Below are 4726 nucleotides of genomic sequence, written 5' to 3' on the forward strand. Positions count from 1 at the left end.
CGACCCTCCGGACCGACGACCGGGCGGTCCTGCGCGGCGACGACCCTCCGGACCGACGACCCCTCCAGATTGGGGATGGCCGGGTGCCCAAGACAAGGCTGCCGGGGCGACGCGGAGTTGGACACGCTGGGATCCGCTCATCGGTGCCGACCGCCCGGCGCAGTTCGGTCCGGGCACGGCCAAGGAGGGGAAGTCGTCATGAGTAAGTTCGCGCGGGGCGGGGGAAGGCGGAAGGCCACCGCCGCCGGCCTCGTCATCTCCGGCATGGTGATCAGTGCTTCGGTCGCGCCGGTCACCGCCCACGCAGCCGTTCCGGCCTTCCCGGACAACATCACCATCTTCCCGGACCGGGACTTCGTCTCGATCGACGGGTTCGCCGAGCACGCGGGCCAGCAGGTGACCATCGAGGTGCAGCGCCCGCACGTCGGTCTCATCGGTTCGGCCACCGGCACGATGGCCTCGGCGGACTCGATAGCGTCGGGCAACCCGGCCATCGAGGTCAACCACCCGGGCGGCCTGTGCTGGGGCGCCGGCGGCGGCCTTCCGGTGACCCCCGACATCCGGGTCGGCGACGTGGTGTCGGTCAAGTTCGGGGGCACGGTGGCCGCCGACGCGACGGCCCTCGACGTCGGCATCACCGGCGGGGCCCTGACCTCGCCCACCACCCTGGTGATCCAGGGCCGGCTCGGATCCGAGGTGGACCCGTCGTTCCTGGAGCAGCGGATCATCGAGCCGGCGCTGCGGAACACCGACGTGGCCCGGCGTGACGTGCGGGCCGTGCCGGGTGCCCTGGCGAACGCGCCGAAGGGCGGCTACTCGTCCGGCCTGGAGGTGGCCGCCAACGGTGACTTCAAGGCCACGTACGAGTTCCTGAGCGACAAGACGGCGGCCGTCGCGGCCGAGGGCCTGTACACCGTGACGACCTGGCAGGACCAGGACGCCGACGGCAACACCCAGGGCGTGACGATCTCGGAGTTCGGCGAGGTGGGCGGACCCGGGATGGGCGGCTGCCCGGCCGGCGCCGTTCAGCAGGGTCCGGTCTCGCCCACCGGGGTCGTGGTACGCGCCGAGGGCGACTCGACCCTGGTGAGCTGGACCCCGTCCGAGCCGGCCCCGGGTACGGCGCCGATCCTCGGCTACACCGTGCGCGCCGTCGACCGGCTCAGCAGGAACGGCGTCCAGGGCGAGATCGGCGTCCGCGTCAACGACCCGGACGCGACCTCGGTGACCCTGCCGGGCTCCGTCGAGGGCAAGCGGATCGAGGTCAGGTCCTTCGGCGAGGCGGGTGAGTCCTGGCCGCCCGCGCTGCCGGGCGACACCGTGTCCGGGGACTTCACCCCGCCGACCGTCACGGCGAAGCCCGCCGGAGGGGTCTACACGGCCGACACCATGGTCACCCTCACCGCCGACGAGACGGACGCGGACATCTACTACACGCTCGACGGCTCCGATCCCTTGGAGGCGGGTACCGCCGGTCCCGCGGCGACGCGGTACGAGGCGCCGTTCGAGCTGAAGGCCTCCGACGGGCCCAGGACCGTGCGCTTCGTGGCCTTCGACAAGGCCGGCAACGCCTCGCAGGCCCGGCTGGAGAAGTACACGTTCGGGACGACCAGGGCGCCGGGTGCTCCGCAGTCGGTGACCGCGCAGGGCTCCAACGCGAGCGCCACGGTCCGCTGGACGGCGCCCGAGGACCCGGGCAGCTCGCCGATCACGGGCTACGAGATCACCGCGACGCCCGCCTCCGGCGCGCCCGTCACGACCACGGCCGGAGCCAGTGCCTCCAGTCTGCTGCTGACCGGGCTGAAGAACGACACGAAGTACACCGTGACGGTCGTCGCCGTGAACGCGGTCGGCAAGGGCGCCTCCGCCGCGCCGGTCGAGGTCGTCCCCGCGGTGCCCGCGGTCGACAAGCTCGCGATCACGCTCGCCAAGTGGAAGTCCGGGGACCTGCGGCTCGAAGGCACCGGGTCCATTCCCGGGGCGTCGCTGACACTGCGCGTCGGCGGCCCGAACGGCCAGGTCTTCGCCTCCAACGTGATCGTGCAGCCGGCCGCGGCGGGCGCGGTCAACGGCACCTGGAGCCTGCGCCTGCGCACCGGCCTCGGCACGGTCACGAACCCGAGCCCGGTCTACATCTCGTCCGACAAGGGCGGAGTCCTCGACAAGGTGACCCTGCCGAACGGCTAGCCGTCCGACCTGCGCCCCGGCGGGGAGCGTTCGCCGTACCCGCGAACGCCGACCGCCGAGGCGCCCACCGGGACCGGTGCGGTTGGAGGAAGCCCCTACTTCACAGCCGCCCCGGCCCGGCCGGGCGGCCGGTGGATCCCCCCTCCGCCGGCCGCCCCCGCCTTTCCACTGTCCGGTCGCCTCTCCTCAGCGGTGCATTCAGGAACACCGCGGGCCGTCCCACGGCCGAGGAGCACGACCGGCGCACCACGCAGTACCGAGAACCCGAGAAGACCGGGGCATCCGCGACTCCATGGGGGAGAGCAGGGTGCCCGAGCCGCCGTCGAGGCGGCCCACCATGGGGGTGAACCCAACACATGCACGACAACGCGCTGTCCAGGCGTGACCTGATGAAGTACGGCGTCCTCGCGTCGGCGGCCCTGGCCCTGCCGCTCGAACACGTCGTCCGCGCCAAGACGGCTTCGGACCGCATCGCGATCAGCAAGTTCCCGAAGCCGTTCACCGTGCCGTTCGCGGTGCCGCCCGAGGCCGTACCGGTCAAGCGGTCGAGCACCACCGACTACTACAGCGTCACCATGCGCAGTGCCATGACCGAGATCCTGCCCGGCATGAAGACCGAGACCTGGTCGTACGACGGGTCGTTCGGCGGTCCGACGATCCGGGCCACCCGGGGCCGGCCGGCCGTCGTACGGCACATCAACGAGCTGCCCCGGGTGCATCCGCGCCTGGGCTACGAGTCCTGGACCTCGGTCCACCTGCACGGATCGGCGTCGCTGCCCGAGTACGACGGCTACGCCAGCGACGTGACGCGCACCGGCGAGTACAAGGACTACCACTACCCGAACACCCAGGACGCGCGCACCCTCTGGTACCACGACCACGGCGTGCACCACACGGCCGAGAACGCGTACATGGGCCTCGCCGCGATGTACACGATGCACGACGCGCTGGAGCAGTCGCTGCCGATCCCGCACGGCCGTTACGACGTGCCGCTGATCGTCCGCGACGCCATGTTCGACCGCGACGGACAGCTCCTGTACGACGACGGCGGACACTCCGGGATCTTCGGCGACGTGATCCTGGTCAACGGGCGGCCCTGGCCGGTGATGAAGGTCGAGCGGCGCAAGTACCGCTTCCGGATCCTGAACGGCTCGATCTCGCGGGGCTTCAAGTTCGCGCTGAGCACCGGTGATCCGTTCGTGTTCATCGGCACCGACGCGGGCCTGATGCCGCAGCCGCGTTCGGCGACCAGCTACCGGCACGGCATCGCCGAGCGCTACGAGGTGATCATCGACTTCGCCAAGTACAAGGTCGGCCAGCGGGTGGTGCTGAAGAACCTCGGCGTGCCGAACTCGGAGGACTTCGACACCACCGGCGACGTGATGGCCTTCGACGTCGCCGGCGACGCCACCGACCTGTCCGGCAACTCCATCCCGGACGTGCTGAACCCGAACGCGCCGGCGATGGACCTGACCGCCGCGATGGCGAAGAAGACCCGCAGGTTCGAGTTCATCCGCACGGACGGCATGTGGACCGTCAACGGCAAGACCTGGACGGACGTGATCGCCTCGAACTACGAGTACGTCTGGGCCGATCCGGGGCTCGGGGACGTCGAGATCTGGGAGTTCGTGAACAAGTCCGGCGGCTGGTGGCACCCGGTCCATGTGCACCTGGTCGACTTCAAGATCCTCGACCGCAACGGCGCGGCGCCGTCGCCGTGGGAACTCGGCGGCAAGGACACCGTGTACGTCGGCGAGAACGAGACCGTGCGCATGGTGGTCAAGTTCGGCCCGAACACCGGGCGTTACATGATCCACTGCCACAACCTGGTGCACGAGGACCACGACATGATGGCCCAGTTCCGGGTCGGGCCGCCCGCCGAGGCGCACCACCCGGTGTACGCGGCGCCCGCCGCGGCCTGCCCCGCCCCGACGGTACTGGGATACGACGATGACTCCGTCGGCTGAGGCGCTCCCCGCCGAGGCGGCCGCGGCGGTGCCGGACCCGCGGTCCGGCCGGTATCTCACGGACCGCCGCCTCGGCGCGCTGCTCTGCGTCGCCGCGGCCGCCGGGGACCTGGTGGTCTTCCAGCAGAACCTGGCCGACGGCCTGGCCGTGTCACTGCCGTTCCTGGCGGCGGCCGTCGTCCAGCTCGCCCTCGTCCGGCGGGTGTGGGTCTCTCGGCGCACGGCCGGGATCCTGTCCGCGGTCCTCGTACTGGGTCTGCTGATCGGTCTTCAGGCCGTCGCCGTACGCAGCGGTGCGATGAGCCTAGGGCCGGGCGAGGAGCCGCTGCGGGCCGATCCGCTGGCGACGGTGGCGCTGTTCCTGCGGCTCGCCGCGTTGCCGTGCCTGGTGCGTGCCCTGTCCGGCCGCGGGCGGTCCTGGGCCGTCGACGGACTCCTCGTCATCGGGGCGGTGGTGTGGACGCTCAGGCTGACCGGCCTGCTGGGATGACAGGGCCGGGGCGGGGGGGGGGGGGGGGGGGGGGGGGCGGGCCCCCCCCCCCGCGCCCGCGGGGGGGGGGGGGGGGGGCGGG

3 protein-coding genes are annotated in these 4726 nt (G+C 71.8%); all 3 read left to right on the forward strand.

The features are described 5' to 3' along the window. Positions 1-198 precede the first annotated feature (198 nt). The 3 genes from ACZ60B_RS33310 (at position 199) to ACZ60B_RS33320 (ending at position 4644) form a co-directional block, all read left to right on the forward strand. Positions 199-2187 (forward strand): fibronectin type III domain-containing protein, encoded by a 1989-nt coding sequence (locus ACZ60B_RS33310; RefSeq protein WP_469393683.1) that lies wholly within the window; start codon positions 199-201, stop codon positions 2185-2187. A gap of 356 nt (positions 2188-2543) precedes the next feature. Further along, positions 2544-4154 (forward strand): multicopper oxidase family protein, encoded by a 1611-nt coding sequence (locus ACZ60B_RS33315; protein WP_469393685.1) that lies wholly within the window; start codon positions 2544-2546, stop codon positions 4152-4154. After that, positions 4138-4644, forward strand: a complete 507-nt coding sequence (locus tag ACZ60B_RS33320; protein WP_469393687.1) for a hypothetical protein — start codon at positions 4138-4140, stop codon at positions 4642-4644. The genes ACZ60B_RS33315 and ACZ60B_RS33320 overlap by 17 nt, the downstream gene beginning before the upstream one ends. The last annotated feature ends 82 nt before the right edge of the window (positions 4645-4726 follow it).

This window comes from Streptomyces sp. NPDC104096, assembly GCF_055584385.1.